32 protein-coding genes and 1 pseudogene are annotated in these 25,543 nt (G+C 63.8%); 24 read left to right on the forward strand and 9 right to left on the reverse strand.

Features of this window, described 5'->3' with window-relative positions:
* Nucleotides 1-108 precede the first annotated feature (108 nt).
* From RLW55_RS01220 to RLW55_RS01295, 16 genes are all read left to right on the forward strand, one after another.
* Nucleotides 109-582, forward strand: a complete 474-nt coding sequence (locus RLW55_RS01220) for a hypothetical protein (protein WP_423415341.1) — start codon at nucleotides 109-111, stop codon at nucleotides 580-582.
* 422 nt (nucleotides 583-1,004) lie between these two features.
* Nucleotides 1,005-1,514 (forward strand): hypothetical protein, encoded by a 510-nt coding sequence (locus tag RLW55_RS01225; protein WP_409562208.1) that lies wholly within the window; start codon nucleotides 1,005-1,007, stop codon nucleotides 1,512-1,514.
* Entirely contained in the window at nucleotides 1,511-1,819 is a 309-nt protein-coding gene (locus RLW55_RS01230; RefSeq protein WP_409562207.1) for a hypothetical protein, read from the forward strand. Before RLW55_RS01225 ends, RLW55_RS01230 begins: the two co-directional genes overlap by 4 nt.
* 44 nt (nucleotides 1,820-1,863) lie before the next feature.
* Nucleotides 1,864-3,219: a type IV secretory system conjugative DNA transfer family protein gene (locus RLW55_RS01235; RefSeq protein ID WP_409562206.1), complete on the forward strand. Its 1,356-nt coding sequence runs from the start codon at nucleotides 1,864-1,866 to the stop codon at nucleotides 3,217-3,219.
* A 10-nt stretch (nucleotides 3,220-3,229) separates the two neighbouring features.
* On the forward strand, nucleotides 3,230-4,195 hold the full coding sequence (locus tag RLW55_RS01240; RefSeq protein WP_409562205.1) for a hypothetical protein: 966 nt from the start codon (nucleotides 3,230-3,232) through the stop codon (nucleotides 4,193-4,195).
* Nucleotides 4,195-4,497 carry an HNH endonuclease gene (locus RLW55_RS01245; protein ID WP_409562204.1) on the forward strand — a complete coding sequence of 101 codons (303 nt, stop codon included), beginning with the start codon at nucleotides 4,195-4,197 and terminating at the stop codon, nucleotides 4,495-4,497. The genes RLW55_RS01240 and RLW55_RS01245 overlap by 1 nt, the downstream gene beginning before the upstream one ends.
* On the forward strand, nucleotides 4,487-5,005 hold the full coding sequence (locus RLW55_RS01250; RefSeq protein ID WP_409562203.1) for a hypothetical protein: 519 nt from the start codon (nucleotides 4,487-4,489) through the stop codon (nucleotides 5,003-5,005). The genes RLW55_RS01245 and RLW55_RS01250 overlap by 11 nt, the downstream gene beginning before the upstream one ends.
* The gene (locus RLW55_RS01255) at nucleotides 5,002-5,838 is read left to right on the forward strand and encodes a hypothetical protein (protein WP_409562202.1); all 837 of its coding nucleotides are present in this window, start codon (nucleotides 5,002-5,004) and stop codon (nucleotides 5,836-5,838) included. Before RLW55_RS01250 ends, RLW55_RS01255 begins: the two co-directional genes overlap by 4 nt.
* 38 nt (nucleotides 5,839-5,876) lie before the next feature.
* On the forward strand, nucleotides 5,877-7,055 hold the full coding sequence (locus RLW55_RS01260) for a hypothetical protein (RefSeq protein WP_409562201.1): 1,179 nt from the start codon (nucleotides 5,877-5,879) through the stop codon (nucleotides 7,053-7,055).
* Nucleotides 7,052-7,885, forward strand: a complete 834-nt coding sequence (locus RLW55_RS01265; protein ID WP_409562200.1) for a hypothetical protein — start codon at nucleotides 7,052-7,054, stop codon at nucleotides 7,883-7,885. The genes RLW55_RS01260 and RLW55_RS01265 overlap by 4 nt, the downstream gene beginning before the upstream one ends.
* Nucleotides 7,882-8,142, forward strand: a complete 261-nt coding sequence (locus RLW55_RS01270; protein ID WP_409562199.1) for a hypothetical protein — start codon at nucleotides 7,882-7,884, stop codon at nucleotides 8,140-8,142. Before RLW55_RS01265 ends, RLW55_RS01270 begins: the two co-directional genes overlap by 4 nt.
* 208 nt (nucleotides 8,143-8,350) lie before the next feature.
* Nucleotides 8,351-8,842 carry a helix-turn-helix transcriptional regulator gene (locus RLW55_RS01275; protein ID WP_409562198.1) on the forward strand — a complete coding sequence of 164 codons (492 nt, stop codon included), beginning with the start codon at nucleotides 8,351-8,353 and terminating at the stop codon, nucleotides 8,840-8,842.
* Between the two features lie 35 nt (nucleotides 8,843-8,877).
* The gene (locus RLW55_RS01280) at nucleotides 8,878-9,942 is read left to right on the forward strand and encodes a glycosyltransferase (RefSeq protein ID WP_409562197.1); all 1,065 of its coding nucleotides are present in this window, start codon (nucleotides 8,878-8,880) and stop codon (nucleotides 9,940-9,942) included.
* Between the two features lie 154 nt (nucleotides 9,943-10,096).
* On the forward strand, nucleotides 10,097-12,094 hold the full coding sequence (locus RLW55_RS01285; RefSeq protein WP_409562196.1) for a hypothetical protein: 1,998 nt from the start codon (nucleotides 10,097-10,099) through the stop codon (nucleotides 12,092-12,094).
* 45 nt (nucleotides 12,095-12,139) lie between these two features.
* The gene (locus RLW55_RS01290) at nucleotides 12,140-12,424 is read left to right on the forward strand and encodes a hypothetical protein (protein ID WP_409562195.1); all 285 of its coding nucleotides are present in this window, start codon (nucleotides 12,140-12,142) and stop codon (nucleotides 12,422-12,424) included.
* A gap of 81 nt (nucleotides 12,425-12,505) precedes the next feature.
* Nucleotides 12,506-12,835 (forward strand): hypothetical protein, encoded by a 330-nt coding sequence (locus RLW55_RS01295; RefSeq protein WP_423415342.1) that lies wholly within the window; start codon nucleotides 12,506-12,508, stop codon nucleotides 12,833-12,835.
* 70 nt (nucleotides 12,836-12,905) lie between these two features.
* On the opposite strand, the gene RLW55_RS01300 is transcribed toward RLW55_RS01295, so the two are convergent.
* From RLW55_RS01300 to RLW55_RS01310, 3 genes and pseudogenes are all read right to left on the reverse strand, one after another.
* Nucleotides 12,906-13,076, reverse strand: a complete 171-nt coding sequence (locus tag RLW55_RS01300) for a hypothetical protein (protein WP_409562193.1) — start codon at nucleotides 13,074-13,076, stop codon at nucleotides 12,906-12,908.
* 139 nt (nucleotides 13,077-13,215) lie between these two features.
* Entirely contained in the window at nucleotides 13,216-13,926 is a 711-nt protein-coding gene (locus RLW55_RS01305; protein WP_409562192.1) for a hypothetical protein, read from the reverse strand.
* A gap of 543 nt (nucleotides 13,927-14,469) precedes the next feature.
* Nucleotides 14,470-14,829, reverse strand: a pseudogene (locus tag RLW55_RS01310) (DUF4326 domain-containing protein).
* A gap of 227 nt (nucleotides 14,830-15,056) precedes the next feature.
* Here RLW55_RS01310 and RLW55_RS01315 point away from each other — a divergent pair.
* Genes RLW55_RS01315 through RLW55_RS01325 form a run of 3 tightly spaced genes read left to right on the forward strand, consistent with a single transcriptional unit; the run spans nucleotide 15,057 to nucleotide 17,060 of the window.
* The gene (locus tag RLW55_RS01315) at nucleotides 15,057-15,878 is read left to right on the forward strand and encodes a hypothetical protein (RefSeq protein WP_409562190.1); all 822 of its coding nucleotides are present in this window, start codon (nucleotides 15,057-15,059) and stop codon (nucleotides 15,876-15,878) included.
* On the forward strand, nucleotides 15,875-16,774 hold the full coding sequence (locus RLW55_RS01320) for an ArdC family protein (protein ID WP_409562189.1): 900 nt from the start codon (nucleotides 15,875-15,877) through the stop codon (nucleotides 16,772-16,774). Before RLW55_RS01315 ends, RLW55_RS01320 begins: the two co-directional genes overlap by 4 nt.
* Nucleotides 16,758-17,060, forward strand: coding sequence for a hypothetical protein (locus tag RLW55_RS01325; protein WP_409562188.1), 303 nt, complete (start codon nucleotides 16,758-16,760; stop codon nucleotides 17,058-17,060). The genes RLW55_RS01320 and RLW55_RS01325 overlap by 17 nt, the downstream gene beginning before the upstream one ends.
* Nucleotides 17,061-17,074: 14 nt before the next feature.
* Here RLW55_RS01325 and RLW55_RS01330 read toward each other — a convergent pair whose 3' ends face one another.
* Genes RLW55_RS01330 through RLW55_RS01340 form a run of 3 tightly spaced genes read right to left on the reverse strand, consistent with a single transcriptional unit; the run spans nucleotide 17,075 to nucleotide 19,077 of the window.
* Nucleotides 17,075-17,680, reverse strand: coding sequence for a hypothetical protein (locus RLW55_RS01330; RefSeq protein WP_409562187.1), 606 nt, complete (start codon nucleotides 17,678-17,680; stop codon nucleotides 17,075-17,077).
* A gap of 1 nt (nucleotide 17,681) precedes the next feature.
* Entirely contained in the window at nucleotides 17,682-18,779 is a 1,098-nt protein-coding gene (locus RLW55_RS01335; RefSeq protein WP_409562186.1) for a hypothetical protein, read from the reverse strand.
* Nucleotides 18,780-18,786: 7 nt separating this feature from the next.
* The gene (locus RLW55_RS01340) at nucleotides 18,787-19,077 is read right to left on the reverse strand and encodes a hypothetical protein (RefSeq protein WP_423415343.1); all 291 of its coding nucleotides are present in this window, start codon (nucleotides 19,075-19,077) and stop codon (nucleotides 18,787-18,789) included.
* A gap of 635 nt (nucleotides 19,078-19,712) precedes the next feature.
* Between RLW55_RS01340 and RLW55_RS01345 the strand changes: the two genes are divergently transcribed.
* From RLW55_RS01345 to RLW55_RS01360, 4 genes are all read left to right on the forward strand, one after another.
* Nucleotides 19,713-20,447, forward strand: a complete 735-nt coding sequence (locus RLW55_RS01345; protein ID WP_409562184.1) for a ParA family protein — start codon at nucleotides 19,713-19,715, stop codon at nucleotides 20,445-20,447.
* A complete protein-coding gene (locus RLW55_RS01350; protein ID WP_409562183.1) occupies nucleotides 20,444-20,848 on the forward strand; it encodes a hypothetical protein in 405 nt (134 codons plus the stop codon). The genes RLW55_RS01345 and RLW55_RS01350 overlap by 4 nt, the downstream gene beginning before the upstream one ends.
* Nucleotides 20,849-20,923: 75 nt before the next feature.
* Nucleotides 20,924-22,018 carry a replication protein RepA gene (locus tag RLW55_RS01355; RefSeq protein ID WP_409562182.1) on the forward strand — a complete coding sequence of 365 codons (1,095 nt, stop codon included), beginning with the start codon at nucleotides 20,924-20,926 and terminating at the stop codon, nucleotides 22,016-22,018.
* A 734-nt stretch (nucleotides 22,019-22,752) separates the two neighbouring features.
* Entirely contained in the window at nucleotides 22,753-23,031 is a 279-nt protein-coding gene (locus tag RLW55_RS01360; protein WP_409562181.1) for a hypothetical protein, read from the forward strand.
* 2 nt (nucleotides 23,032-23,033) lie between these two features.
* Here RLW55_RS01360 and RLW55_RS01365 read toward each other — a convergent pair whose 3' ends face one another.
* The 3 genes from RLW55_RS01365 to RLW55_RS01375 all read right to left on the reverse strand — a co-directional run bounded on the left by RLW55_RS01365 (nucleotide 23,034) and on the right by RLW55_RS01375 (nucleotide 24,148).
* Nucleotides 23,034-23,309 (reverse strand): hypothetical protein, encoded by a 276-nt coding sequence (locus RLW55_RS01365; protein WP_409562180.1) that lies wholly within the window; start codon nucleotides 23,307-23,309, stop codon nucleotides 23,034-23,036.
* 26 nt (nucleotides 23,310-23,335) lie between these two features.
* Nucleotides 23,336-23,602, reverse strand: coding sequence for a hypothetical protein (locus RLW55_RS01370; RefSeq protein WP_409562179.1), 267 nt, complete (start codon nucleotides 23,600-23,602; stop codon nucleotides 23,336-23,338).
* A gap of 63 nt (nucleotides 23,603-23,665) precedes the next feature.
* Nucleotides 23,666-24,148, reverse strand: a complete 483-nt coding sequence (locus RLW55_RS01375) for a hypothetical protein (protein WP_409562178.1) — start codon at nucleotides 24,146-24,148, stop codon at nucleotides 23,666-23,668.
* A gap of 676 nt (nucleotides 24,149-24,824) precedes the next feature.
* On the opposite strand from RLW55_RS01375, the gene RLW55_RS01380 reads away from it, so the two are divergent.
* A complete protein-coding gene (locus RLW55_RS01380; RefSeq protein WP_409562177.1) occupies nucleotides 24,825-25,376 on the forward strand; it encodes a hypothetical protein in 552 nt (183 codons plus the stop codon).
* Nucleotides 25,377-25,543 lie beyond the last annotated feature (167 nt).

A 25,543-nucleotide genomic window follows, 5' to 3' on the forward strand; every position in this document is an offset into this window, starting at 1 on the left:
CGCTTGTGCGCCGCCCCATAATCATGGGCAACGGAAGCAACGGAGCTGGCGCGACGGCCATTACCTTTACTCGCGGATGGCCAGGACCCGGATGGTCTCGCGGCGCGCGTGGCCTATCACCTGCACAGGCTGGGCATCTCGACCACGGCGCTCACCGCCGCCGCCGGACTTCACCGCGTGGAAGCCCTGCACATCCGCAACGGGCGCAGCGAGCTCTCGGTGAAGGACCTTGGTTTCCTTGCCGACGCGCTCCGCGTTCCCCTTGAGGCGCTGACGCGCCTTCTCGACGATGGCGAACGGCTCGATTGGGACTTCTACCGCGTTTCGGGAAGGCACCCCGCCGCCGTCTGGGCCAACGTCCGGAAGCACGTGCGCGCGGCGGGCATGTCGAACGCGGCGGCCGCGCAGCTTCTCGGCTTCAAGCGCCCCAACATCGTGCGCGCGTTCTCGGGGCGGCCGCGGCACATCCTTTACCGGCCGCCAGGCCAGACGCTCGCCGAAGCGATCGGTGTCGGCGACGCCGAGGTGTTCTTGGACGGCATTGCGATGGCCGATCCCCATCGTTCGCCGCGAGACGAATAGCGTCGGCGGGAAATCACCCCCTCGCACGACGAAAACTAAAACGCGCATGTTCCGCAATTGCAACGGTGTTGGGACCATGCTTCCAAGCTTCCAAAAATGGCGTTGCGCATGATCCGCGCGCTGAGCGACCCGCATTTGCTGGCGTGCCGCGCGCATCCTGGAAAATGTTCCACAGCGTGCGCACAGCCGTGGGGTATCACTCAGTTCACGCGCCTCCGATAATTCAAACCACCGCCGCAATCCCGTCCATTTGCATGCTACTTTTCCGCACCCGGTGCCGCGGCGCTCTTGAGCGTTCGCGAATGGCAGCGGGGTCCCGCAAGATCCACTCCCGTCCTTCCCGTCACCCACGGGAGCGGGGAGCCATCGCGTCCTTGATCGGGCGACGCGGCACCACCTTTGCGTTTTGGAGGGAGTGCGCGATGCGTGGAGAAGGCACGGGAACAATTTCACGGCGGACGGTTTTCGGCCTGGGTGCGGTGCCGCTGTCGGCGTCTTGCTCATTGCCGGGAGTCAGCCCTGCAAAGAAGCCGCCGATTTTACCGGCGCGCGGAATCAGCGTCTACGTGACGAACGTGATGCGGGGCCACCGCGCGGACGGCGGATGGTCACCGCTCCCGGCAGTCCTTCTCACCACGCCCCAGTTCGACAACATCCTGACCATGGCGTGGTCAGCGCTCCGCTACGAATGGGACCCCGAGCCCGCGCTCGCCAACATCGCCATCCTCAAGGCCATTCCCTACGTGCTCGAGGTGCACCCTCGGAAGAAGCAATGGTACTTCGATGCGGGACGTTCGGTGATGTACTGCCGGATGCATCCAGAGGCACTCACGTCATCGCTGTCCTTCGAGGAATGCGAGGCACGGTACAACCAATTTCTCCAGAAGTTCGCTGCGGACTCGGCCGTCTTTTTCAAAGGGGGCGCCGCATGAGCAAGCACCGCCCCGATCCCTACGAGCAGCTGCTGAACGTGATGGAGGGCTACACCGCAGACGGCGAGCCGCGCGGCGCGCCGGTAACGCTGGAGGGCGGCAACAATGCCGTCGGCCAGATCGGCTTGATGCTTGCGGCGCTCTTCCGCGACTTCAACCAGCACATCCCCGATGAGATGGAACGGGACCAGGTCAGAACCGCGATCATCCTCGTCTTCCTGCGCTGGCTGAAGCTGACCCGCATCACCTCACACTTCCGTCTGCGGCAGATGCTGAAGCGGGTCTGCCTGCCTTCGACGCACTAGGGGCGGTCTGTTTGATTTTGTCATGTTTTGATGAGTGAAGCGTCATGTCACAACGTAGAAATGGCCCACGGCACGGCCTGGTGCTTGGTATTGCCGAGAAGGAAAAGGCGAAGGGCTTCCCGGCCCCGATCTGGGACGAGGGGCCGGACGGGCACCTGGTCACCGTCGCCCCCACCGGCGCGGGCAAAGGCGTCTCCTGCATCATCCCCGCGCTGCTGACGTGGCAGGGCCCGGCCATCGTCATCGACCCCAAGGGCGAGAACTACGCGGTGACGGCGGCAAGGCGGCGCGCGATGGGCCAGAAAGTCCACGTGCTGGACCCCTTCGGCATCACGGGCTGCGTCCAGCCCGCCTCGCTCAATCCCTTCGACATCGTGGGCAAACCCCGGACGGCGCGGTGGGAAGACTTCGTCACGCTCGCGCGCGCCGTGGTCCAGGACAAGACTTTCGGCAAGAACCAAGACCCTTACTGGGACAACCGCGCAGCCAGCCTCATCGCCTGCGCGATGGCCCACGCCTCGGCCCACCTTCCCTCGCCGACGCTCGAGGACGTCCTCACGCTGGTGCTGAGCTACGATCAGTTCGCGATGGACTTCCGCCACCAGCCCTTCGAGAACCAGTGCCATCCCGAAATCGCGGCCCCCTTCGCCCCGGCCGGCATGGCCTGGGACAAGACCCGCATCGCCATCACGTCCACCGCGGTCGATCTCATCTCCTACCTGATGGGCGGATCGGTGCTCACGAGCCTGAAGAGGTCCACGGTCGACCTCAGGAAGGTCGAGCGCGGAGACCCCATGACCCTTTACCTGGTGCTCCCGCCGGACAAGCTCGCCACGCACGGCAAGCTGCTGCGGCTGTGGATGACCTGCCTGATGACGGTCCTGACGCGCCGGCGGACGCCGCCGGCGGAGCCGACCCTGCTGCTGGTCGACGAAGCGGCGCAACTCGGTGAGATGCGCGAGCTGGTAACCGCCGTCACGCTGATGAGGGGCTACGGCATCCGGGTGTGGACGTTCTGGCAGGACCTCTCACAGCTCAAGGCGACCTACCCGGACCACTGGGAAGCGATCCTCAACAACTGCGCCTACCACCAATACTTCGGCGCCGCGACGCCGATGGCGGCCAACGCCCTGCAGGCCTATCTCGGCGACGCGCTGCTGCGCTCCGTGCACCGCATGAAGGCCAACGAACTCGCGCTGTTCCGGCCGAGGGAAAGGGGCGCGATCGTGCGCATGCCGAGCTACCTCACCGATCCGATGTACCAGGGCCTCTACGAGCCCAACCCGTTCTACGAGGCCAGGCAGCCAAAGCTTCCGTGGGAGGAACCCGGATACGCGTTGGAGGAATCCGCCGACGGCGTCGTCCTCGCCTTCCCGCAGAGGGAGGGCCGCGATGCTTGAGGGGCGCGTGATGCTTGATAATCTGCTCGCGGGCAGGACCGCCTTCGGCGAGGTCTACATCAACGAGAGGGAAGACCGGAGCCTCGACTTTACGAAGAACCCGGAGATCATCGGCCACACCATCCTCGGGCTCAACCTCGCGGCCGAGATCTTCAAACCCACACGGGGGCCCCGGGACGTCTCGTTTACGCACTTCGCCCGCAAGCTGATCCTGTTCGCGCGCAAGGGCGGGACCATCGCCGCCAATCCCGATTTCCTCACGCGGGTGGGTTATGCCACGCGCATGGCGGTGCTGGAGATCGGCCTGCTTGGCTGCGGCATCGGGTTCGGGGGCCTGGTGATGCGGGGCATGCAGGAGGAGGCCCGCGCCAGCCGCGCGGGCGGGAACGCGTGCATCGAGTCGCAAATCAGCGACATGGCGGCGAAAGCCGGAGACCCCGACGCGCCACCCGTGGTCTGGCGGAACGACACCGGCCATTACGCCCTCCACGAACTCGCGCATCCTTTCCACCTCTGGGAAGAGGGCATGCGCCTCGACAATTGCCTTTGCCGCATATTCCCCCACGACGCGCGGACGCGCGTGTCGCCCTGCGCCTCGCCGTCGCTGCTCTGGGAGCTCGAATACTGGCGCCACGTCGAGAACGACCATCTGCGGCTCTTCTCGCTGCGTTCCGGCACGGCCCGCATCGCCCTGCTCAGCGTCAGGCGCGGCGCGCTCAAGGAGCTGCAGGTGCAGTTTCCGAACGAGCCGATGCTGGGCGACATCCTCACCGATGTCACCGAATACCTCGAGGCGCGGTTCGGCGTCTTCAGCTTCAACCTCGCGCGCCAGCTCGCGGTCGAAAGCGTGGTGGTGGCCATCATCAAGGCCAAGCGCCTGACGAGGGGCAAGCGCTCGCGGAGCTTGCCGCCCGACAAGCCGAACCGCAGCAGCCGCCGCCTCCGGCGCGACACCGCGTTCGGGGGAACCGTCTGATGGGCAAGCTCAGGCAGGAGGACCCGGTACGGCGCGCGAAACTGTTCCTCGAGCAGGACGGCCGCTGTTTCTATTGCACCGTGCCGATGCTGCCGCCGCCCTTCACCCGCCCTAGGCGCCGGCGCGAGGTGACGCTCGAGCACCTGATCCCCCATTGCGAGGGAGGCCGCCGCGGTTTCTTCAATGAGGTCGCGGCCTGCAACGCCTGCAACGGCGAACGCGGGACCATGCCGTGGCTGCTGTTCTTCTGCCTCAAGGAGATCGAACGCGACGGGACCGCGGAGGCACGCCATGCCGCATGATGATACCCCCCTCACGCCGGTGCATCTCCATGAGCTGCGAGAGCTCCACGCGGCGCTGCAGGCCGATGAAGCGCCGCCGGTCACCTGGCTGCTTTCCAAATGCTTCACGCTCCAAGAGCTTCGCCATCCCCGCCAGCTCCTGCGCGCGGGAAAGGAGCTGGGGAATTGCCTCTCCCGCAAGGGCCTGCCCCTTGCCCGTTACTGGAACGCGGTCGCCGCCGAGGACATGAGGGTGTTCGAAATCCGGCACCGCCTGAAACCGTGCGCGCTCTTCACCGTGCAGGACCATGCTTACCGGGAATGGCAGTTCCATAGCTTTCCCGCAGGGCTCCCGACCTTCGTCGATGCCTGCGTGGAGAAATTGAATTCGGAATGCGGACCCCTCTTCGACGGCATCACCGAAATCATTCTGGAAGGTGACCAGGCCTTCTGCCCCTGGTTCGATGACCCAGACCCGGAGACCTCCGATCTCATCGGCCCGCAAAAGCTTCTCCGGGGGGATCTATGACCAGCATCTCACGCCGCCTGCTGCGCCTCCGGACAAAGGTTGCCAATGTCCTTGGCGGCAAGACCGTCTCTGGGCACCCCGGGCTTGCCCCGATCACCTACCCGCGAACGCCCCGCTCCCGTCTCCTGCTCCTGCGCTGGACGGATCAATTCCTGAGCATGCACCCCAATGCCACGGACGCTGAGCTCACGGCCATCATCCGCAAGCTTGCGGTCTTCATGATCCGGCACGGCCGCGACGAATTCTTGCCCGAGGAAATCATCGGCGGCCTGCGATGGTTTGCGGGCCGCCCCGGCGCCATCACGTCCAAACTCGGCTTTGGCGGCGCCGTGCGGCTGAAGCGCGACGAACGCATCCGCATCCTCCGGGAATGCGTCCGGCGGCCACGGGTGCTGTTCCGGGCGTCGATGCGGGAGCCGGACCCGGCACCGGTGGTCTGGCTCCAGCACAACACCTTCACCCTCTCCGAGCTTGTGCACCCCGAGCATCTGCTCACCGTGGGGACGCAGGCCGGGAACTGCCTCGGCAGACCGCACCTTGCCGCCGGATACTGGCTGCGCATCTCGGAGGGGCGCGGCAGGCTTTTCGCGATCACCCAGGGAGAACTCCTCTGCGCCCTCTTCATGCTGGGCGGTTCCGAGTATCTGGAATGGAGCTATCTCAACACACCGGAAGGGCTGCGGGACTTCGTCTCCCGCTCCGTGGCGGCCCTCGACCAGCGCGTCGGCCCCCACGGCGTCAATCCCCCTTTCATCCCCGAAAAGTTCCGTCGCGAACTGGGCGGGGACGCGAACCGCACCGGTGAGACGTGCCGCCCGGGAGATGCGCCGTGATGACCGGCACCCCAGACACGAATGGAGCCCGCGCTGCAATGAAGGCATTCGATACGCCATTCTGGCAACAGCTGGAGAACGTGCTTGCCGGCCTCACCGCCGATGGTGAGCGCACGCACGGGCTCTGGCCGCTCCCGGGCATTCTACCCCTTGAGAAGGACACCGCCTGCCGCATCGCCTTCACGGCCATCTGCGAGTTCGAGGACGAGGGGACCCGTGATGACGAAGACGTCCGCACCTGCGTCCTCTGGATGGTTTCGGCCCACCTCCGGCGGCTCCTCAAATCCGGAAACATCATGGAGCGGGCGGCGCGCCAGATTTCCTGGATGTGCAATCTGTATTCGTCCCGCACCGAGTTCGCGGCGTGCGTCCCGTTTATCCGGACCCTCCTTCCCGGCCGCCTGCCGGAACCACCCACGGCATCGCGCCGGGAGCGGCGGAGGGACATGCTCAAAATCCTTCACCGCGTCGATCAACATTACCGCCCGCGCGACGATGCCCCCTTCCAGGCGCTCACCGAGCGCGACTACCGCGTCGTGCAGTACCGACGACCCGACGACTGCATCCGCCATCCTCACAGCCGTCACGTGTGGGAGGATACCTTGCGTGCGATGAAGCGGGGTGAGCCAGTCGACCACGGGTATTGGCTCGACCTCATCCACGGCAAGCGCCTGGCCTTCGCGCTGTTCGTGGAAACCGCGTGTGTCGCCACGTTCGAGAACGCCGGTGGGCGGCTCATCAACATCAAGCTCCAACCCGCCGCGACGCCCGCCACGCTTTTCACGCTCACCAGGGCGTGCACCACGCTCGCGTATCTGTACGGGACGGAGTTCCGCACCGATGCGGATTCAGGGGACGCCACCATCCGTGCCTACCGCGCCGCCTGGGACCAGCGCTTGCAAGAGGCGGCGCACCTCTGGCCCGCGCTGAAGCAGAAGGTTGAGGAAAAATCCAACACGCGGCCTTTCATGATCCCCGGCTCGACGGACCAGTGGATCGGCGGCCTGATCTGCGTCTTCGCCCTCTCCTACGTCATTCCGGCATTGATCGTCGTCGCGCCCGACTTCGCCCGCTCCTACGCGCACGTGTGGCGGGCGGCGTTCGGACTGGAGCCCGCCTGCCCCGCGTCGGACCCGTATGCCGCCCGGTCGTCGTGCCTTTTTCCGCCCGCGAACCTCGAGGTCCCCATCCCCGCACACAGGGGTGATGCTCCATGACGTCGGACGCCAAAGACATGCGGGATTTCGCGAAAGGTGTCCTACGCGGCGACGAGGGCCTGCCCGCGATGGACTTCACCGCGGACGGCGACGGACTCGATCGCCTTGCCTACTGGACGACCCGCTTCCGCGACCGCGCCGGTGCTCACACCGGAAAGCAACGCGCGCTCTTTGTGCGTAAGTTCGCGCTCTACCTCATCCGCATGGGTTTGCGCGACAATCCCCGCCACACCTACCTTCTCGGCACGGACTGGTTCGCGGCCACTCCGGTGCTGCTGGAATCGACGTTGAGCTTCGGCGGCGCCGTGCGTCTCCACCGCCAGGACTGCCAGCGCCGCATCAACCTGCTCGCGCCGCTTCCCGAAACGGAGATCCTCGCCGACCTCGCGCGTCCGCTGGTCCCAAAGCCGGTCATCGGTTCGCATGACGCGTTCGTGATGGAGAAGCTGGTGCACGCCCGGCACCTCGTCGAAACCGGGATGCGCTTCGACAATTGCCTCAAGGTGCGGGGCCACAACGGCTATCTGCCCAATCCCATCTACTGGTCCCTGGTGAAGCACCGCACCACGCACCTTTACGTCGTTCGCCATCTCGACAACCCATGCCTGCTGATCGACATCACACTCGCCACGGTCCGGCAGATGCAGCACCTCGCGCCACCACCCGCGCTCGGTGCCGTGATGGCCGTCTTTGAAAAGGCGCTGGTCAACCTTCACGGGCCACTTGCGACGGCAGGAGGGCGCTCATTGCTTGGCGGGACTGCAACGGAAACCATCCGGGCTGATCCCAACCAACTCACGCTGCTCCCGGACATCAGGAGCCCGTCATGACAGACCCATGCGCTCGCAAAGCCGCGCCCGAACCGCTGCGGAAAGTACGTATCGCGTTGCTCATTCTCGCGACGGCAGGCTTGGTCGCCCCCGTGGCCATCGTCGCCGCCCCGGCTGCCGCGCGCGACTACGTGCACATCTGGCGCATCGTCCTCGGATATGACGCCAATCCCTTCGAGCATCCGCAATCATCGTGGGACTGCTTGCCGACGGTTGACGGCAAAAAGACAAACCGTCTCCCGGCGAAGGGGAAGTAACCATGCCGTTAATCGCAAGCCCTGCTGAACGGCGGATTTCCCACGTTTACGGGGTGATTTCCCACTCATCAGATGACCTTAAGCCGCCCTGGTGATAAACGCCTTTCACCGCTGAGAGAAAGCGGGGGGAATAACATTTTCTTTTTCAGATTTCTGCGCATCCCGCGAGTCATTCGACTTTCGGGAACGGGTGGATGTTGCCCACATCATGAAACCAGAACCGCTTTCATACGAAATGGCAAGCAACCGGCGCCCACAACAGGTTGACCCGTTCCTTCAGCGCGTGATGTTCATCATCGACGGATGGGTGGAGGGCGAGTGGGAAGCCAAGGAGGCGATCCGCCACGAGGCGGCGGCGCTCGGTTGGACCCCGTCGCGGACCGCACGATACAAGGACGCCATCCTGTCCTCCCACGCCCTCGCGGTCCGCGTGGACGGCATGTCGGAAACCAAGTTCCGGCGCGAGCTCGAAAAGGTCGACGCGCCGACCCCCGGGGAACTGATCCGCAAGGCGCGGATGCGCTATGCGGCGAAGCTCCTGCGCGAAACCCGCCTGCTCGTGAAGCAGGTGGCAAGGCGCGCGGGTTACGACAACGACAAGCACTTCGCCGACGCCTTCCGCGCCGAGTTCAACACCACCCCTTCCGATTACCGGAAGTCCTTCATCGCGCGCCTCTCGAAGGCAGCGGACGATACGTGAACCTTGCGCCATTGCATGATTGAGTGGAGTACGATTTGACCCTTCGCGCAGATGTCGTCATGCCGATACGGAACGGAGCCCGCTTCGTCGTTCCGGCGGTGAAAAGCATTCTTGAGGATGAAGCCCTCGGCACGCTCATTATCGTCGATGACGGGTCCAATGACGATTGGGAAGCGCGCGCGGCGGGCCTCCTCAAGCGGGACAGCGTCAGGATCATCCGCCAACCGCCCGCCGGCATCGCCGCCGCGCTCAACCGTGGGCTCACGGAAGCGACGACCAGGTATGTGGCGCGGATGGATGCGGATGACGTGTCCCTTCCGGGACGCCTCGCTTCGCAGATCAAATGGCTCGACCATCATCCCGAGATCGCGGCCTTCGGCGCGCAGATGCTGGTCATCACCGCCGATGATACGGCCGGACGGGAAAGCAACTACCCCTGCCGGCCCGAGGAGGTGAGGCACGCGCTGTTCGCGCGGGGACGGTGCGCGCTCTGCCATCCGGCGGTGATGCTCCGCCGCGAGGCCGTGCTCGCGGCCGGCGGTTACCGAACATCCTTCGAGAACGCGGAGGACTATGACCTGTGGCTTCGCCTTTCCGAAAAGGGCGCGGTCGCGAATTCCCACCACACCTTCATCCACTACCGGGTCCATCCGGGCCAGGTCTCCCACCAGCGGAAGGTCCGCCAATCGTTCGCCCGCGACCTCGCCCTCTTTTCCGCGCGCGAACGCGCCCAAGGACGCGCCGATCCCACCCAGGACTGGCTCACGCCCAAATCCTACGCCGAGCTGCAGGCACCGGAGTTTCATCCGGTCATCCGCAAGCTTGCCGTGGCCTACGAGGCGATCGACGGCGTCTGGAACGGCGGACGCCAGGTGCTGACGGCCGAGGCGGTCCGCGCCATCCCCGACCTCGCCCGGGCGTCGTATCTCGGGGAAACCCGCAGGCTCCGCTATGACCTCATCAAGAAGGCAGGTGCCACGGCCTTGTGGCGCGGCAACCTGGGACACGCGCTCGAGGCCTATTACGCCCTCGCGCATTGCCGCACCATCGACAGCAAATTCTTCCGCAAGACGTTCGAACCGGCGGGAGGTCCCGCATGACTGCCGCCTCCGCCCTGCCGGTATGCCATGGGCTCGGCATCGTCTCCCGTACCCGCCATGCCCTCACCCCCGTCATGGCCGCGATGGTGCCGAGCCCCGCGTGGATGTTCACCGGCGAGCCCCCCGCGCCGCCTCGGCCCACGGAGGACTCCTGATGTCAGCCCCGAAACCCGTGGCGGACTTTCCGCCCTACTTCCTCGACAAGTCGTTCCGCTGCACGGTGGCCGAGGCGTTGGACCGCGCCGAGCTGGTGAGCTTCGACGTTTTCGACACCTTGCTCAGGAGACCGTTCCTCGAGCCATCCCACCTGTTCGACGCCCTCGGCTCCGAAACCGGCTCACGGGCATTCGGGGAAGAACGCCGCCACGCCGAAGCCTCGGCGCGTAACCGCCATCCGAGCGCGCGGGACGTGACCCTCGAACAGATCTATGCGCATATCGACGGCGACCCCGCCCGCGAAAGCGCCTTTGAATCCTCCTGCCTCTACCCCCGCGCTGAGCTCGTCACCTGGGCCTCGATCGCCAGGGCCAAAGGCAAGCGCGTGATCGCCGTTTCCGACATGTACCTCGGCAAGGGCTTCGTGATGTCCTTGCTCTCCCGCCACAAGATCAACGTGGACGACCTCATCATCTCCTCGGAGGACGGCGTCGCGAAATACGACGGGTCCGCCTTCCGCCTGCTGTCCAATAGGACGGGTGTCGCCTTCGACCGCATGCTGCACTTCGGGGACAACGCCACATCTGACTTCCATGTGCCGCGAAGCCTTGGCGTCAAGTCTGTCCTGGTCGCGAACGCATCGCCACGCGGCGCGGACGCCCACCACGTCACGACGCTGATCGCGGCCCTGGGTTCGAACGGGTCCCATCAGGGGTCGACCGCCGGAAGCGTGATCCGCGACAGCTTCGTCCCAGGCGGCCCCCGCGAGTTCTGGGGGGACATCGGCCGCTATGTCGTGGCGCCGCTGGTGCTTGGTTACGCCCAGTGGGTTACCAGGGAAGCGGCCAAAGGCGGCCATGACCGCGTGGCGTTCGTGGCCCGGGACGGCAAGTTGCCCCGCGAGGCGTTCACACGGCTGACCCCCTGCCCGCCGGCCCCCCCTTACGTTCACCTCTCGCGTTCGGTGCTGCTGCGCGCGGGCCTCGACCTCCGCAGCGAGACCGTCCTCTACCAGCTCACCTCCGGCATCGTGGCGCCGGTTTCCGACTATGTCGCGCGGATCGGCGAGGGCACCGACACGCTCCTCGCGCGGGCCCGCGCCCACTTCCGCGGCGATCCCGTCGTCGGCCGCGAGATAAGCACACGGGACCTGGAGGGCTTCTTCCTCGAGGCGCAGGAGGACCTTTCCCGCATCGCGCGGGATGCGCGGCGGCTGCTCCGAAGGTACCTCGAACAGAACGACCTCCTGCGCAATCCCGCGAAGGTGGCCATCATCGACGTCGGCTGGGGCGGCACCGCGGCGTCGGTCCTCAGCGAGCTGTTCCCGGAAGCGAAGGAATGGACCTGGCTCTATTTCGGCACGCGCAAGGAGTTCGCGGCCAAGGACACCAAGCACAAGGCCATGTTCTTCGACTACGGCGTGCCGCACGCGCACATGGAGATGGTCTTCGACTGCGTGGAAATCGTCGAGTTCCTGTTTTCGGCGCCCGAGCCATCGGCCGTGGGCCTCATGGACACCCCGGACGGCGTCGCGCCCTCGTTCGCCGGCGTCGGCGCCCAATGGGACGGCTGGGCGCCACGGCAGGAGAAGATCGCCCAAGGTTTCCACGAGACGCTCCCCCGTTTCCTGAGGGCCGCGGAGACCGCCCCTCACCTGGTGATCGACAGGGCCACCACCGCCACGCTGATCAACCACATCGTCCGCAGCGCCGACCGCGAGGTCATTCGCGCCTTCGGCGAAATCCACCATCAGCTGGGCTTCGGCGCCTCCAAGTTCGAACCCATCCTCTCGCCCCTGGCCACGCGCTACTGGAGCAACATCTGGCGCCTGCTGAAGGGGCGTCCCGTGAAAGTGGGCACGGGACACCGTTACTGGAAAAACCAAGTGGCCGGCCAGTTCCTCTACCCGCTTGAGGGCGGCAAGAGGCGCCTCGCGCTCTATGCGCTGCGGCAATACCAACGCGGCGGGCTCATCGGCGGGAAGCGGCGACGATGACACGCCCCATCCGGATGTTCGCGGCGCGAGTCCCGGGGTGAGGCTTTGACCAACGGCGCCCTCCTCGCCTTGCTGCTTACCGGCGGCCTGCCGCTGGACCGCCTTCCCCCCTCCGTGCCGCCCACCGACGCCATCTACTGCGCGCCGTGGCGTGAGCTGGATGCGTACATGCTCAAGTACCATTTCGTGCTCGACGAGACCTATGCCTTCGAGAGCGGAGCGGCGTTCCTCCGCTACCGCTTCCTTGCCGACGTGCAGTGGGTGTTCCGGTTGCCCAACGGCGAGAGCTGCCTCGTGGCCGCCCGGACGGCACGGAGACTGCCCGATTGAACCCCCCGGCGCCGACCAGGCTGGCGCCGTGAAACAAGGACCCTTTCTGTCATAATCCCGGGGATAAGCCGCGACCCGGAAGTGACCGAATGGACCGGCGCCGCGAGCGGTGCGTATATGAAGGCCGAACCGACCTCGGGGGGGAACGTGTCGCGCAAACTGGGGAAACCGACGCCCGCCACGCGGAGCAGGCAGCTCACCGACCTCTATGACCCTGCCGCCCCGGTGATGCTCCACTGCTGCGGCTGTCATGCCCGCAAGCGTTCGACCGTGCAGAAGCTCATGGAACGATACCGGCTGCCCCAGGAGGCGCGCGCATCCAGCTTGCGCGCCTTGCTCCGCTGCTGGCGATGCGGGGCCGCCATTGTCGGCATCACGCCGATCCGACCGGACGTTGCCACGGGCAACTAGCCGCCGCGCACGAACCTGGCCCTCAGCCACACTTCGGCGGCCGTTACGGCTTTCGGCCAAGAGGGATGAACTAACGTCCCTCGCGCCAGCCTTGCTCGAGGGCGGCGATGACCTTCTCGCATTCGGGGTCGCCATTCTCAACGATGAGGCGGTTGTGCGCGGCCACCTCGCGGTTGTCGTTGGCCTCCTCACGGCGTTGCCAACGGCGGTACGCATCCGTGCCGATGAGGTCTGCAAACAAGTCGGGTTGTTTCGTGTCGCTCAGCGCATGTGGCTTTCACTTGCTGCCAACGGCCGTTGCAGGTCGTTCAGCGATTTTGCCAGTCGGTGATGCACCACGTTGGACGCGGCGGCGGCAGGCGACAGGGCGGTGCCGGTGCTCACTTCTCGTGGGGGTATTTCTCAAGGCCTTGGTGGCGGCGGAAAAGGCGAAGCCCGTCACGGAAGATCTGGGATTCAATTTTCTCTTCATCCACGCCTTGGTCCAGCGGGATCATGCGCGCCATGCGCACCAGCTCGGGCAGCGCGGCACGTCCCTTCAGCGCCTTGTCGATGTCCAGCTCCGCGACGGTCAACGCCAGGCGACCCAGACCGGAATATGGGCCGGTCGAGAAAAAATCGGCGAGCCTCTCTTCTTGGATGAGGCGGGCGAAGGCTTGCGCCATCTCGAGGTATGGCCGGGCGCCGCGATCGTCGACGGCGGGCTCTTCGGTCATGTCCGCCATTTTCTCGAGAGTGATCCGGCAAATGCTTTCCCGCTGCATGTCGTGCCCGATGTTCCTCTCCGCCACCCGCGCCCTATCCATATCGCAGGCCGCGAGCCGCGTGTAGACGCGGGCAAGGTCGCGGTACATGGCGGCCCGGTCATCCGCCGAAGGGGTCGCGAGGATTTCCGCCGCCAGGACATCCGCGTTGGTGCGGAGGTTTTCGGCGATGAGGACGCGATGGCGCTCATCCGCCCAGTTAAGAGCGGTGGAGGCGTCTTGAGCGTAACTTGTTTTCAGGGATTTAGCTTTCGTCTGTCGGCTGATGAGTATACCGGGGACATGCAAATGGCAAGTTGTCTGCATACAAAGGAGGCGAACAGCCACGATGCGCAGAAGGAATGGGCAATGGATTTTTCAATCGCAACATCTGGGAGGTCTTACGCATATCAGCAGGATATAGCGGCATATATTGAGTAATACATCGCCTCAATTATGGGACACGCTATTGAGCAGGAGCCAATATTGACGTAAGTCCATGTTATATATGGCTATCTAATTGAATTGCACGAGAATAGGCCAAATATTCCAATGGCCTCAGAACGACCATTCTATGGAATATTAGAAGACCTTATAAAACTTATCGATTGAGTTGCTAATATCGATAAGATTGCCTAAACTCCTTATAAATGAATCCCATTAGGGACCCTCGGCTGTCGAGGACCGACAGATCCTTCGCTCAACGCAGCCCGCCTGCCCGCCGGTGCAGGAGCAGCGGCAAGAGCGATGCCAAGGCCGCGAATGCCCAGAGCGGCTGGAGCTCAGGAACTTCATAGCGGCATGCGACCCATTCCAGGGACGTGCCCAAGAGCACCGCCGACCAGCACAGCTGAAATCGTGTGAGTTTCATATTGCCTCCGAGTGTTCTTTTCAGGCGGAGAGCTTTTCCGGAACGGCCTTCGCGGCAAGCTCCACCAGCACATCGGCGTGGCACGGTTCTCCGTGGGCGCACCTGCAAGCCAGGCTTTTGCCCGCGAGCTAGGGCAAGCCTTTCCGGATGATGGTGAGGCGGCTGATGAGGTGATGGGCGATGTTCTGCGGGAAGGTCTCCCGGATCGCGTCGTTGGTGAGCTCGCCCGTCACCCACAGTTTGAAATACAGCACGGATTTCTCCGGGCCATACGCAGTGAACGGATTGCCGAAGGAGGTTGAGCGGTCGACCTTGACCGCGCCCGCCGGCATCCGCCAGCCCTTCCCGCGCTTCAATTGGGCTCGCACTGGTCTTTGCATCTGCTGTTCCCCGTTTCGCCCGAGCTTCGCGGGGGAAGGGGGCCAGACCACGGCGGGTCGCGCCGCCTTGACCAGCGCCTAAGCCGGTTCCCCTTCCCGTCAAGGCTTCCGCCTCTCGCGCGTGCGCGCTCGCCCTGCGGGTGACGGGCCCCGAGGGCCCCGGCTTTTCACGGCGCTGGCGGCGCGCCTGATGCGCCCGCCCTGTGGAAAAAATGAAGGCGAGAGAGATGACCACAACACAACCGCTGCGGCAGGACCGCACCGACCTCGACGACCGGGACGAGGACATCCTGTTCGAACGGGTAACACGGCGTGCCCACATCAAGGGACCGCGTGTCGGCGACTTCTGCATCATGAAGACCGGTGAGACGCGCCGCTTCACCCATGACTGGGGCGACGCCCTGCAGGTCACGGTTCGGGACCAGGCGGGGTCATTCTACTTCGCGAGCACCGGAAACCTTGATTACTCGGGGAGCCTCGACCCCGCCATCAGGAAAACAAACCTCGAGGAATGCGAGGGCTTGCGCGAGGGCGCCGTCTGGTTCTTCCACCACAACGAACACCGGGCCCATAACGGCGTCGCCGCGATGATCCCGTGCCGCGTCTACCGTGAAATCGACGTTGCGGTCGCCCCGGAGTTCGAGGACGTGGTGGCCCCCGAGATCGTTCCCGTCACCGAGGACATCGTCTTCGACGAGAAGGATGCGGCACTCCTCGGCACCGCGATGAGGTTCCGGTCCCTCGTCTTCAAACCGTTGGTCGGCGATTACGTCATCCTGGCCAGCGGCGAGGTGCGGCGACTGGCCTTCGCCTACAGCAACCGGTTCCAGATCACCACGCCACGGTTTGCGTGCAGTTTTCATCTGCACGACGTCGGCACGATGAGCTGTTCCGGGGCGTTCCCGGAGTCGGTGCCGACAGCCGACCTCGAGGACGCCGGCTTCACGCGCGCGGCGAGGGCATGGATCTTCCACCACGGCAGGTCCGGCGGCGGGCGCGGGGTCGACGTCGTCCTGCCCGTCCGCGTGTGGCGGGAGGTGGTACGATGAGCAAGCACCTCGACGTCCACCAAGCGGTCACCGACACCATCGTCGCCGCCATCGAGCGCGGCGTCGGCGAATGGAAGATGCCCTGGCACCGGGGCAACGGGCTGTCGTTCATCCCGACCAACATCGAAGGCCACAGCTACCACGGGGTGAACTGCATTTCCCTGTTCTGCAGCGCCCTCAACAAAAGCTACGGCACCAACACCTGGGGATCCTTCCGCCAGCTTCAGGATGCCGGTCTCCAGGTCCGCAAGGGCGAGAAAGCATCCATCGTTGTCTTCTACAAATCCATCACCGTGGAGCCTGACGACGCGCGTGAGGACGACGACGGCACGCGGCGGGTGCTGAAGCATTACTCCGTCTTCAACGTCGAGCAATGCGAAGGCTGGGTGCCGAAGGAGGCGCCACCGCCGGCACCGCCCTTTGAGCGGCTCGATCACGTCGAGCGGGTGTTTGCGGCAACAGGGGCGACGGTGGTGGTGGGTGGTGACCGCGCCTGCTACGTGCGTGATGCCGACCTTATCAGGATGCCCGACGCCGGCCTGTTCCACGGCGATGTGGAACAACGGCGCGAAGCCTTCTACGCGACCCTGGCGCATGAGCTGATGCATTGGACCGGTGCGCCACACCGGCTCAACCGCGAGAAGGGAAAGACCTTCGGCGATGCGGTTTACGCGTTCGAGGAACTGATTGCCGACATCGGCTCCGCGATGGCCTGTGCCGAGCTTGGCATCTCCCCTGTCGTCCGCAAAGAGCACGCGGAATATGTCGGCCATTGGTTGAAGCATATCAAGGAAGACAAAAAGGCGATCTTCAGGGCGGCCGCGCGTGCTTCCGAAGCGGTGCGCTTCATCACCGCCTTCACGGAATCCGGAGGCCGCCATGCCGAGGCCGCCTGAAACCTTCCCTTTCACCTGGCGCGATCTTGCGTGTCGCATCGACCATGTGCGCGACCACAAGATCGACGGCTGGTCCCGCCTGGTGCTGCGGCTGGTCAGCCCGCGCGGGGCTCCCTTGCCGGTCTCTGAAAACGGCCACCATGTCGTCGAGACCGAAGAAGACAAGGTGGTGGCGGCGGGCGGGCCCGTCGCCTACTTCACCGCCCTGCTTGACCGCGAAGCCCTCCACCCGCGATACGCCCAAGCGCTTTTCAAATGGAAGCAAGCCGACCTGTTCGGGAGGTGATGGCGCCGTGTCCGTCACCCTCCCCTCACCCGCGTCGAGAGGAACCCATCATATTTGCCGTGGAATGTGGAACATTCGGCGTCGCCGCCGAGCGGCATCTCGTGCGCAGGGATCTCCCGGGTGCACCACGCGAGCGTTTGCAGGTCGTCGACCACACCGAAGTCGAAGGCCCTCTGCTCCGCGAGGAGGCCCGCCACCAGCTGCAGGCCCGCATAGGGCCCGTAGCTGAACCAGCCTAGCAACCCTTCGGCCCGCAACACGTTCGCGGCCGTCAACGCCTGAGCCACGTGCGCCCTGCCATCCCCACCCGCGAGGAAATCGGCATGGGCCGCGTCGAGCGCGTCCGCCATCCGGCCAAGCGTGCCGATGACCAGCTGGTCATTGCGCCTTGCCCGTTGCCGCCTCCGGGCGAGTTCCTCCCGCGCATCCACCACCTCGATGGCAGCAAGCCGGACAAACAGCCGGAGGGCCTTCGCTTCGACGCGTCGCCTTTCTTCTTGGCTTCCTGCGATCAGCCAGTCGAGTGCCAGCACCCGCCCCTCGTCCATCAGCCCCAGGCCTAGCTTTTCCCGGTCAGATGGATCGGCCCAGCTGAACATCTTCCTTGCGCGCCCGGACATATCAATCCCCCACAATCGCGATGCCGCCGATCCAAATGTCGCCGCCCGCCGCCGTCGCTTCCAAGCCGGCGAGTTGGGCAAAGCGGGCCATGGCCTTCTCGAAGGACGCGCGCGCCACCGGATACCGGTTCAGCTTCCGGCACCACGACAGGTAATCCGTGAACAGCTCATCGAGGCCAAGCTCTCCTTCCTCGCTCATGAAGACATTGTTGGTGACGTACTCGACGACCTCTCCCCGCTGCTGTTCCACCGGCAGGCTGTTTTGCCCGTCGGGATTATATTCATGTCCCCCGCCCTTCGCTTTCACGCCCACCCTAAGCGGCGTGGTGACGAGATAGAGCCCAAGGCCACTCCCGAGTTCGATCAGCAGCGCGAGCAACAGGGCCAAGCCGTATCCGACGACCTCCTTCGGCACAGTCACGTGGACCACGGCCAGCAGGCTTCGAATGCCCGCAAGTTGCGCATCATCCGTCGTCGGCGTTGCCCCCTCCCCTTTCATGTCCAGGCGCATCTTCTGCTCTTGCGACTCCGCTTGCTGGTAAGCTTTCGCCCTCTGCAATTCCTCCTCCAGGGCCGCCACCTTGCCGCATGGGCCCCTCGTCCATTGACGAAGGACGTTGCAATGCTCGGACGCCTTTTCGAGCGTCACCTTCCCCACCGGCCTTGCGTAGAGGGTGTCGATCGCCGCCTGCACTTCGCCGGGCGTGCGTTGCGGCCCCAGCTTGTCGAGCCTTTCGGTGATCCGGCGGTAAGCGGCCGCGGCGGTGCCGTGGTCCTCGATCCTCTTGTCGGCCCACGCCGTCCGGTCGGCGCGGTGGAACGCCGAGAATCCGTATGCGGCGGTGAAGGAATACGCGGTCAGGACAAGAAAGACCGCCAGCGCCACGCCGGCCGCCACGCGGTCTTTGTGCTTGAGGCCGTAATGCCCCATGAAGGGGGCCATGGCCTTGAGGACATCCCCGCAAGCCGCGCCGATGCCATAAACCCATCCATCAATGCCGTCGGCGCTCCGCACCCCCATCCGGAAATTGAGCGTGGCCGAGACCGCCATCAGCGCCACGCTCGCCAAGATGCCGAGCGCCACGAGCGTGTCGACCATCCATGTTCTACCGGCGGTTCCGGTCGATGAAGCCGACGATCGTATCCCACGTTGCTGGATCATGCTGAGCCTTCAGGTCCTCCTTGACCTTCGCGATGGCTTCCTCGAGCTTCCTCACACAGAAGGTGTTCTGGTCTTCGCCGGTGATGTGCTTGATGATCCGGAGATCCCTCAGAACCTGGCCTGGCAGCCTCAGGTTCAGCCTTCTCCTCGGACCCTTGTAGTCGACGCGGCGCACACGCCCGCCGCCTCCGAACAGCGTCGCCAGTCCCTTGAGTGTTTCCTTCTTGTCCGCCATCTTGCCTCGCCAGGTTGCGGGCATTTGTAGGCGCCAACGCCCTCACCCCTAACCCTCATGACGTGGTCTACGGGGGTCTACGGGAGCCTTTCGATATTGACGTCGGTGGATGCTTACCGACCGCGTTCTCTTCGCACGCTTCGCCGTTTACAGGCGCTGCTGGATTCGATTTCGCGCTGTTTGGAGATGTGAACCTGCACATGTGAAGGTGTGGACCTTCATATCTTTCGCTACATCGTCGCCGGGTGTTCCAATGTTGTGAAGGTTCACATGTGAACCTGTGAACCATCACACCTGCACATGTGCACCTTCACACCATCACAGGTATGCACCTTCACATGTGAACCTGTGCACCTTCACACCTGCACATGTGAAGGTGTGGACCTTCACACCCTCACACCTTCACACCTTCATACCTACACAAGTTACGCAGCCCGCCGTGGGCCCCAATTCCATACATGTGAAGGTGTGAACCTGCACATGTGAACGTGTGAACCTGTGCAGGTGTGATGGTGTGCATGTATGAAGGTTCATACCTTCACATGTTGGGGTTATGCCACACCCCCTCATGATGACTGCACAGTATGGAAGCGGTATACGTTGACCTTATTCATCCGCGTACGCACTATCTCGTCATGAACACCTCGACGCCACCGACCATCATCACCTTCGCCTCACCGAAAGGAGGCGCGGGCAAGTCGACCAATTGCCTGAACATCGCGGGCGCGCTCGCCGCCAAGGGCCACAGCGTCCACATCATCGACTACGATGGCTCGCAAACCCTCTGGCGTTGGTACAGCGCCAACAAGGACACCCAGGACATCCACAACATCACGGTGGAGAAGGGGCCCACCGAAATCACGAAGGACGTCTTCTATGCCATCTGGCACGCGCCCGTCGACTACGTGCTCATCGACCTCGCCGGCCAACTCAACGACACGCTCATCCGTCTGGCCGTCTTCGCCGCGCTCACCATCACGCCCATCAAGTTGAGCGAACCGGACATCGCCGAGGCGAACAAGCTTCTGGGCCGCTTCCGCCATATCCAGAAGACCGTCCGCAAGAAGATCATCCACCGCCTGCTCGTCAACGACGCCGGGAACATCTTCGCGGCCTTCGAACGCGACCTCCTTGAGCAGCTCCGCAATGCCACGCTGCCGCGCTTCGACACCATCATCAGCAGGCGCGCGGCCTACGGCGAGTCATTCGTCACCGGCCTCCCGCCCCATTTCGCCGACCGCAAGCGGGGACCGGTCCAGAAGGCCGTCGACGAGATCGACGCCCTCGTCACGGAAATCGAGGGCATCATCTCCAACGCCGACAAACTGGGCACCCTTGCCGAAATGCTAGAAGAGAAAGTCGCAGCATGAACAAGCCAACCAAACGGTTCCGCTCCGTCTTCGACGATCCCACGGAAAAGGACGGCAGGCCTACCGAGGTCCCGCATTTGGACGAGCTCATGGATGCCGTCGACAAGGAAGTCCAACGCAGCAACATCCCGTCGCTTGTCTACCCCAAAGACGAAAAAGCCAAACGGGACGCCCAGGACGCCGCCAACGTCACGCAACTCCCGAAGCGCGCCCGCAAGGTCAATCCGGCGCCGACCGAGCGCTTCACCGTCGAGTTGCCAGCCTACGTGGTGAAGGAGCTCAAGCAGAAGACGATCACCGAGTCCGCCACCGTGAGGTATCTGGTCATCAAGGCCTTCAAGGATGCGGGGTATACGGTCCACGACATCGACCTGTTCAAGGATGGCCGCCGTGGAAGCTGACCTGGTCCGACACATGTGCACCTTCACACCTTCACAGGTTCATACCTTCACACCTTCGGTGGAGGCGCCCCTTGCATGAGCCGACCGCAAGCCCTGGTCGTCGCTCCGGCCGAACAGGCCGAGGCGTTGCCGCACGTGGGGCTGGAGCCTGTGGGCGGCATCCGCGACGCCGATCTCCTCAAACGGCTTTCCGACACCCCGCCCTTCATCCGCGACCATGAACTGCAACGGCTGAGGGACGAGCAGGCCCGCCGGGACCGCCTCGCCACCTTGCCGCGCGACCAGCGGCGCCGCGCCGAGACCCAGCACCTCTTCGCCGAAGGGAAGGGGGTCGAGCGTGACAACCTGCGCCACATCCACTCGGTGCTCGCGATGTGCGGGCTACCCTACAAGCCCACCGCCGACCGCACCTGGGAAGCCACCCAGGGCCAGATGAAGCTGAAGATCTCGGCGGGGGAACTCCTGAACCCCCACACCGGGCAATGGGAAGAGCAGCCGCTGCCGTCGGGCTCCCGCGCGCGCCTGCTCCTGATGCACCTCACCAGCCAGGCCATCATCCAGGGGCGGCCCGACATCGAGATCGAGAGTTCCCTGTCCGCCTTCATCAGATCGATGGGCATCGCGGTCACCGGCGGCAAGCAAGGCTCCATCCATGCCTTCAAGCAGCAGATCAACGCGCTGGCGGCCTGCAACATGCGCATCGGCCTGTTCGCGGGCGAGAAGGGGGAGAAGACCCGCAACATCAACACCCAGCCGTTCTCGCAACTGGACCTGTGGCTGCCCACGTCCGCCAAGGAGAAGATCCTCTGGCCCGAACGCATCACCTTCAGCCGCGAGTTCTTCGAGAGCATCACGCGCCATTCCATCCCCCTGAACATGAATGCGGTGAAGGCCTTCCAGGGTTCTCCCCGCAAGCTCGACATCTACTTCTGGCTCACCTACCGCTTCCGCGCGCTCAAGGAGCAGAAGTCGATCAGCTGGGAAGCCCTCAAGGAGCAGTTCGGCAAGGGCTACCTGCGCGAGCGCAAGTTCCGCGCGGATTTCGCCGAGGAGATCAAGCAGATCAAGGAAGTGTTCCCGAAGCTGCAGGTCCAGCTCAACGAACACGGTTTCACAATCCAACCCGGTGTCGCCGAGGTGATGGCCCTACCCGCCAAACCCCGGAAATAGAGCATCATTGTTACGCATATCTGGGGGCGCTGCCCATTTCGGCGTGTTCCGTGTTCCACGCAGTCCTCAGCATGTCCTTCCAAATATCTTGTCGGCCACGCTGTCTTTCATCCCCACGCATATTCGGGGGCGCAGTTCCCATGGGCCTGCGCATATTCGGGGGCGGGCGCTTCCAACCATCCACGCAGATTCAGGGGCGGGACGGCGACGCGTCCCTAAGAGGCAAGGTTCATCCTTTCAGGGGTTTGGTTGGTGCGCTCCACGCATGATCGGGGGCGTTGCCTGCACTTGGACGCGCATATTCGGGGGCGGTCGCCATGACTGTCCCCACGCAGATTCGGGGGCGTGCGTTCACCTTTGGGGCACGCATAATCGGGGGCGCCTTGGCGTTCTTCGCTCGCGGGATTGCATCCCATTGCCCACCACGCATAATCGGGTGCGCCCGGCCGGATACGGGCCCGCCGTCAGCTTGGGATTGCGGGCGGGCTTCGCATATTCGGGGGCGGGGCCACGCATATCCGGGGGCGTTTTGGATAGGGCCCGCGCATATCCGGGGGCGCTTCCGCGCATAAACGGGGGCGGACTGCGCGCATAATCGGGGGCTTTGTATATATAGAACAGAACATACCCCAGAACATTCCCGAACATTTCCTCCCGAACCTTTACAGCTACAAAACAGGCGACAGGATTTGGTTTGGCGTCAGGAAGGCTCGCGGGCGCGCGCATAGGCCCCCATGCATGGTGCCGAGCTCACGTTGAAGCGGGCGGCGGAGAAGATCCTCCGCGTTTTCGCGTACGCGCAGAAGCATCCGACACCCTTCCACCGCTATTGGGCCCTTGTGGGACCCGTGGCGTCGTTTTCCGAGGTGGCGACGGGGGTGATTGAGCAGGAGCTTGCAAAAGCGATGCAGGATGCGTTGGAGGAGGCGCTCAGGAAGACCGCGCCCAGGTCATGGCATCCGGACGCCGAGGCGGTGGAGGCGGCGATCGCGAAGATGCGGTCGAAGCGGTGAGGTCAGAGGGAGTTTTCGTCCTCGTTTTCGGAATCGTCGTTGTCCAGATCCTGATCAAACAACAACTTCTCCTCCCGCTCCATCCGTTTCACCAAATACGGAAGTACCCGTTCCGCCCTTGCGACCCAATCGACAAAGAACAACCGGTCGTCATGCCAATGGGGGTTCCTTGCACTCCAAGGCTCAGCCACCGCCACATCCAAATCCCTCGCGATGCCCCGGTACTTGTTGCACGTGGCTTCAATCATGAACTTGTAACGACTGGAAAGAGTTTGCAAAGGGAACCTGCTTTTCCTCATCGGCATCACACCAAAGGCAAAGGCAGAAGCTCACCTTCATAACGCGCCTCGGCGCAGCGCCGCTCCAGGTCGAGAAAGAACCGTTCTTTCGAAACACGGGCCTCGATGTCCCCCGCATGGGCTTCGTCAAATGCGAACACCGCCTGCTGGGCCTTAATCAACCGCTCCCTCCATTTCAGCACCGCTGCCTGATCCACCTTGGGAAACGGAATGCCATCCAACAGGGTCTGGTCTTGGGGTGACGACGTATCGGCCGGATGGGTAAGGGACATGCATGGATTCTTTCTTAGCGCGTAAATTTGAGCTGAACCTTTTTTAACGTCAATCTTGACAGATCACATTTCGATCTCGTCTTCCTCGTCCCTTTCCCAGGTCGCGTCCTTGGTGGCGTAGGTTTCCGGTTTCGCGCCCGATGCGAGGGGTGGCGGCGGTGGCCTGTTGCGTTCGGCCTCGGCCCTGATCTCCGCCTCGCGGGCAAGGTGGTTGTTCCAGTTCGCGGCGCGGCGGTTCTCGTCGTCGATGACGTCCTGGTCGCGGAGCCGCTTGGCCTCGCGGGCGAGATAGGCCTGGTGGTCGCGATACTTTTCCGCCCTGAGGCTCAGGATATGGTGGGCGACGACGCGGCGTTCCTCGAGCGGGAGGTGCCTTGAACCCCGGACCATCTGCCGTTCGGCGCGGGTGAGGGGCCAGAAGAGGATTTCGTTCCTCACGCTGCCGCTGAGCTTTTCGAAGGGGTTGTTCAGGGGATAGTCGGGTTTGACCGCGACGATCCGCACGCGGCCCAGCTCATCGCGGTCGTACGTGAAATCGTGGGGCATCTACGGGCCAGCCTCCTCTTCGCGTTCGTCTGCGGCAAGCTCTGACCGCCCGGACCTTCCCTCCCGTCTTGAGCAAGGTCATGAGGGGATTGTGCGGCGAAGCGGCGTGGTTGAGACCCTCCACGCGGATAGGTCCGGACGGGAAAACCCGGCCCCAGAGCAACGTGATGATGCTGCGGGCCGGGTCCGGATATGTCTCAGGCTTGGTCGTCGCTGAAGCAGCTTCCGCTGGCGGGGCGCCTACGCGAAGCCCACCCTTTGGTTGTTACGGTTCTCACCGCCCCGGCCATGGCGCCTCCGCTGTACCTTGCCTCCCATGCTACCCATCGATGGGGTTTCGCCAACAGCGGTTGCCTGTTTTGGATTCAATGTGTGTGCGGGCCGCATACGTGCCGCGTCCCCCTGTTGCGGAAGTGCCGACAGGGAAGGCGGGCGGGTGACGGCGGGGGAACAGGATTATTATATCCGCCTGAATCGTTTTGCGCTTTCGCGCGAATGCTGCTTTCCGTCGGTGCCTGCCCTCAATTGTCGTATTGAGGAAATACAATTACAATACATCTATTATATTGTAATTACGTTGCTTTTTGCCACGCGACGCCGAATCATAATTGACGGAAACCGGAAATGGCGCGATGCCTATTATATTGAAATAATATAGAAATAAGGAATTATCAAAATGGCAAATGGCTTCGAATTACAATTCCCCTGCGCGGAAATACCCGCATTAGCAGAGCGATACATGCAGACCCAGGGCAACAAGGATGCCGCGGCCTTTGAGGCCGGTGCGCGTATCCGGGCACGCAAGGGTCAACACACTGAGGACACGCTCAAGGATCTCGATGTGATCATGCGGTGGAAGTCTCACCTCGGCCTCCATCACTTCACGTCCAATACCCCCGAGGAAATCTTCGAGGCACTGGATTTCGCCATGAACACTGAGCAGGAGCGCACGGCGATGGGCATCCTCTGCGGCTTGGACGGTGTGGCTGCGCCTATGGCCTCCGCCATCCTTACTGCCTTGCAGGAGCCGGACGATGAGCGGTTCACGATCATCGACTTCCGCGCTCTGCAGGCCCTCGGCACTAAAATGGACAGCCCATCGGTCGGTTACTATCTCGACTACCTCGACGAGCTCTGGAAGCTCAAGGTGGCGACGGGTCATTCATTGAGGACCATAGACCGCGCCAACTGGCAGTGGTCAGTCGAGCAGAGCAAAGCGGCCACCTAACCCGCTGCCCCTGGCGGGAGAGAACCCCGCCAGGCGTTGCGCCCCAAGACGCGCAAATTGCTGGCAAGTCTCTCCTCGCATTCAGACCCGCCTTTTCGGCCTCCGGAGCATCCGGGCATCTCGTGGCACATGCGCTGCGGTGTTTGCGGCAATCCCTACTTCAACGG

The sequence above is a fragment of the Hyphomicrobium sp. B1 genome, assembly GCF_049532635.1.
Lineage (GTDB): Bacteria > Pseudomonadota > Alphaproteobacteria > Rhizobiales > Hyphomicrobiaceae > Hyphomicrobium_B.

Bases quoted from the DNA above. Each gene is read 5' to 3' on its own strand.
- RLW55_RS01260 (WP_409562201.1), top strand. From the start codon at position 5,877: ATGAAGGCATTCGATACGCCATTCTGGCAACAGCTGGAGAACGTGCTT.
- RLW55_RS01345 (WP_409562184.1), top strand. From the start codon at position 19,713: ATGAACACCTCGACGCCACCGACCATCATCACCTTCGCCTCACCGAAA.
- RLW55_RS01225 (WP_409562208.1), top strand. From the start codon at position 1,005: ATGCGTGGAGAAGGCACGGGAACAATTTCACGGCGGACGGTTTTCGGC.
- RLW55_RS01230 (WP_409562207.1), top strand. From the start codon at position 1,511: ATGAGCAAGCACCGCCCCGATCCCTACGAGCAGCTGCTGAACGTGATG.
- RLW55_RS01265 (WP_409562200.1), top strand. From the start codon at position 7,052: ATGACGTCGGACGCCAAAGACATGCGGGATTTCGCGAAAGGTGTCCTA.
- RLW55_RS01325 (WP_409562188.1), top strand. From the start codon at position 16,758: ATGCCGAGGCCGCCTGAAACCTTCCCTTTCACCTGGCGCGATCTTGCG.
- RLW55_RS01255 (WP_409562202.1), top strand. From the start codon at position 5,002: ATGACCAGCATCTCACGCCGCCTGCTGCGCCTCCGGACAAAGGTTGCC.
- RLW55_RS01285 (WP_409562196.1), top strand. From the start codon at position 10,097: ATGTCAGCCCCGAAACCCGTGGCGGACTTTCCGCCCTACTTCCTCGAC.
- RLW55_RS01235 (WP_409562206.1), top strand. From the start codon at position 1,864: ATGTCACAACGTAGAAATGGCCCACGGCACGGCCTGGTGCTTGGTATT.
- RLW55_RS01320 (WP_409562189.1), top strand. From the start codon at position 15,875: ATGAGCAAGCACCTCGACGTCCACCAAGCGGTCACCGACACCATCGTC.
- RLW55_RS01340 (WP_423415343.1), bottom strand. From the start codon at position 19,077: ATGGCGGACAAGAAGGAAACACTCAAGGGACTGGCGACGCTGTTCGGA.
- RLW55_RS01330 (WP_409562187.1), bottom strand. From the start codon at position 17,680: ATGTCCGGGCGCGCAAGGAAGATGTTCAGCTGGGCCGATCCATCTGAC.
- RLW55_RS01250 (WP_409562203.1), top strand. From the start codon at position 4,487: ATGCCGCATGATGATACCCCCCTCACGCCGGTGCATCTCCATGAGCTG.
- RLW55_RS01245 (WP_409562204.1), top strand. From the start codon at position 4,195: ATGGGCAAGCTCAGGCAGGAGGACCCGGTACGGCGCGCGAAACTGTTC.
- RLW55_RS01335 (WP_409562186.1), bottom strand. From the start codon at position 18,779: ATGGTCGACACGCTCGTGGCGCTCGGCATCTTGGCGAGCGTGGCGCTG.
- RLW55_RS01270 (WP_409562199.1), top strand. From the start codon at position 7,882: ATGACAGACCCATGCGCTCGCAAAGCCGCGCCCGAACCGCTGCGGAAA.
- RLW55_RS01275 (WP_409562198.1), top strand. From the start codon at position 8,351: ATGAAACCAGAACCGCTTTCATACGAAATGGCAAGCAACCGGCGCCCA.
- RLW55_RS01370 (WP_409562179.1), bottom strand. From the start codon at position 23,602: ATGTCCCTTACCCATCCGGCCGATACGTCGTCACCCCAAGACCAGACC.
- RLW55_RS01355 (WP_409562182.1), top strand. From the start codon at position 20,924: ATGAGCCGACCGCAAGCCCTGGTCGTCGCTCCGGCCGAACAGGCCGAG.
- RLW55_RS01350 (WP_409562183.1), top strand. From the start codon at position 20,444: ATGAACAAGCCAACCAAACGGTTCCGCTCCGTCTTCGACGATCCCACG.
- RLW55_RS01240 (WP_409562205.1), top strand. From the start codon at position 3,230: ATGCTTGATAATCTGCTCGCGGGCAGGACCGCCTTCGGCGAGGTCTAC.
- RLW55_RS01375 (WP_409562178.1), bottom strand. From the start codon at position 24,148: ATGCCCCACGATTTCACGTACGACCGCGATGAGCTGGGCCGCGTGCGG.
- RLW55_RS01315 (WP_409562190.1), top strand. From the start codon at position 15,057: ATGACCACAACACAACCGCTGCGGCAGGACCGCACCGACCTCGACGAC.
- RLW55_RS01360 (WP_409562181.1), top strand. From the start codon at position 22,753: ATGCATGGTGCCGAGCTCACGTTGAAGCGGGCGGCGGAGAAGATCCTC.
- RLW55_RS01380 (WP_409562177.1), top strand. From the start codon at position 24,825: ATGGCAAATGGCTTCGAATTACAATTCCCCTGCGCGGAAATACCCGCA.